Source organism: Desulfosarcina cetonica JCM 12296, from assembly GCF_001311845.1.
GTDB lineage: Bacteria > Desulfobacterota > Desulfobacteria > Desulfobacterales > Desulfosarcinaceae > Desulfosarcina > Desulfosarcina cetonica.
Map to the genome: position 1 here is coordinate 1 of NZ_BBCC01000380.1, position 2,560 is coordinate 2,560.

The window sequence follows — 2,560 nt, forward strand, 5'->3', positions numbered from 1 at the left end:
CCCGGCCGGTTGGTGCGGGCGCAAAAAAGGTAGGGTGCGAATGAAACCGAATGCATCCGTGTCGATGGCCAGGGCCTCGGCCAGGGCGGCGCTGCCCGGGGAGGGCCGCTGACCGGTGGAGAGCACCACCAGGTCAAAAGTCTCGTCATGCACCGCTCCGGTTGAATCGCTCCAGCGCAAGGCCACGCGATCGTTTTCCGGCGCCTGGGCAATGGAGTGCACCCGGCCACGGACCTGGCGCAGGTTGTCGCCCACCGTTTGCGCGTAGCGCTCGAAGGATTTGCCGAAGGTGCGCAGGTCCATGTAAATGATCGTGGCTTCGAAGTCCGCGGCGGCGGCCCGCCGCGCCAGGGACACCTCCTTGAGGGCGAACATGCAGCAGACCGTGCTGCAGAAATCCGCACCCGTCTGCAGATCCCGGGACCCCACGCACTGGATCCAGGCGGCCCTGTGCACCGGCTGCTTGTCCGAGGGGCGCAGCAGCCGTCCGCCGTCCGGTCCGCTGCCGCTGAGCATGCGCTCCAGTTCCAGGCCGGTCACCACGTTGGGCACCACGCCGTAACCCATGGGATTTTTCCCCGTGGAGGGATCGAAGGCGGTCGTGCCGGTGGCCAGGACAATCGCGCCCACTGCCAGTTGCGCGTTGTTCTGGGCCTCGAAGGCGGTGAAGACGGTGGTGACCTTGGGGATCAGCGCCTCGGGATCAAAGGGCTTGATCAGGTAATCCATGGCACCGATTTTCATGGCCTCCACGGCGGTCTCCACCGTGGCGTAGGCCGTCATCATCAGGACCTGCAGCGCCGGTTGCAGCACCCGGGCCTTGTCCAATACCTCGACGCCGTCCATGCCGGGCATCTTGATGTCCAGCAGCATGAGGTGAAACGGCGCCTCGGCCAGCCGTTCCAACGCCTCGGCGCCCGAGGCGGCCATGGTGACGTGGTATCCCTCCTCATCGCCCAGCCAGGCATCCAGGGAGTTGCGGATGATCGTCTCGTCGTCCACCACGAGGATGCGAAAGGCCTTGCGGCCCGTGTCCGCCAGGTGGATCGCCCCCATGGGACAGACCGGTTCGCAGGCCCCGCAACGGGTGCAAGCATCCGGATCGATGGCATAGGTGGGGGGCATCATATGGGGTACCGGCAGATAGATCGCCTTGCGGCGGGTCAGGCCGGCATTGAAGGCATCGGGAACCTCCACCGGACAAACCGCCGCACACTCGCCGCAGCCGTTGCAGCGCTGGGGATCGACGGGTGTCGGCACGGTTTTGAGGGTTGCCTGGAATTTGCCCGGCTCGCCGGCCACATCCAAGAGCTGCGTGCCCAGGCGGATGTCGATGCGCTCATGGAAAAGCCCCTTGCGCAGGCAGGTCTGCTGGGCGGCATCCCGTTCCACCATGGGCAGCATGCGGCACATGCCGCAGCCGTCGGAGGGAAACTGGCGGTCCAGCTGGCTCAGGATCCCGCCCATGTGCGCGGCCCGGTCAATGAGCGTGACGCCGTAGCCCATCTGGGCCAGATCCATGGCGACGCGGATACCGCCGATGCCGGCACCGACGACCAGGGCCCTGCCGATTTTCCGCTTCATGACACCCTCCTTTTGTTTGAGATTTCAAATCTCAAATCTGAAATTCTACATCCCCACGACGTCTTGAAATTCTTCTGCTTCAAATTCGCTCATCGGCGGCCGCGCCTCTATATCCATGCCGGCGGCATAGCCGAACGTCGCCTGGGTGTGCCGGGCCACATAGGCGAATAGGTCGGAGAGGGGAATTTCGTTGGGACAGGCGTTGGTGCACTGGCCGCAGCCCACGCAGGCGCAGCTCATATGCGCCATGCGCGTGAGATGAAAGAAGAGGGTGTCCGTGGGCATCTTGACACTCCCCTTGCGACGGGCCCACTGCAGGTACTGAAACGGTTCGTGGCGGAAGGTGTCGGTGGTAAAGACGCAGGTGGTGCAGTAGCACACCGGACAGGCCACGCGGCAGTTGTAGCAGTTGACGCAGTCGGCCAGATAGGTGCTCAGGCCGGGAAGACTGTCCACGGTATCGGCCAGCACGGCATTTTTCTCATCACGATACTGCCGGTGCCGCTTCAGGAGGCCGTCAAGCGCGGTTTTGCGGGCTTGCGGCGCCATTTCCGCCAATGATAGTTCCAGTGCGGAGAGGATTGTCTGCCCGTTTTCGGTTCCGGCGCGGGCGGTCAGGTCCATGGCCGGCGCCGTGCCGAACCATTCAACGGCGATGTCGGCGGTCGCGGGAACGGGGTGCACACAGGCCTTGCAGGCGCTGGTCAGGTGGGCCGCCTCCGGGTCGGCGGTCTCGTCGGCAAAGAGCGCCAGAAAGGCCTCCGTGGCCGCATCCAGGCTGTCGTGCTGGTCGGCGAAGGCCCTGAAATCCCGGTTGGACTGGCGCCGGCGCAATCCAGGCCGATGATCACCAACCCTTCGCGCCGACCCTGGTTGAGCTTGACCAGCTCGTTGAAGGCGCGGATCTCGCAGGGGCGCAGAACGGCGGCCAGGCGGCCACCGACCGGCTGACGCGTGAGGCGCGCCAACTGGGTGG

General features: G+C 65.1%; 2 protein-coding genes. Both read right to left on the minus strand.

The annotated features are described in order from the left end of the window. On the minus strand, positions 1-1,584 hold a 1,584-nt coding region (locus JCM12296_RS34045; protein WP_157068170.1), incomplete at its 3' end, for a response regulator. A gap of 45 nt (positions 1,585-1,629) precedes the next feature. Further along, positions 1,630-2,418: a hypothetical protein gene (locus tag JCM12296_RS34050; RefSeq protein WP_054702506.1), complete on the minus strand. Its 789-nt coding sequence runs from the start codon at positions 2,416-2,418 to the stop codon at positions 1,630-1,632. Between the last annotated feature and the right edge of the window lie 142 nt (positions 2,419-2,560).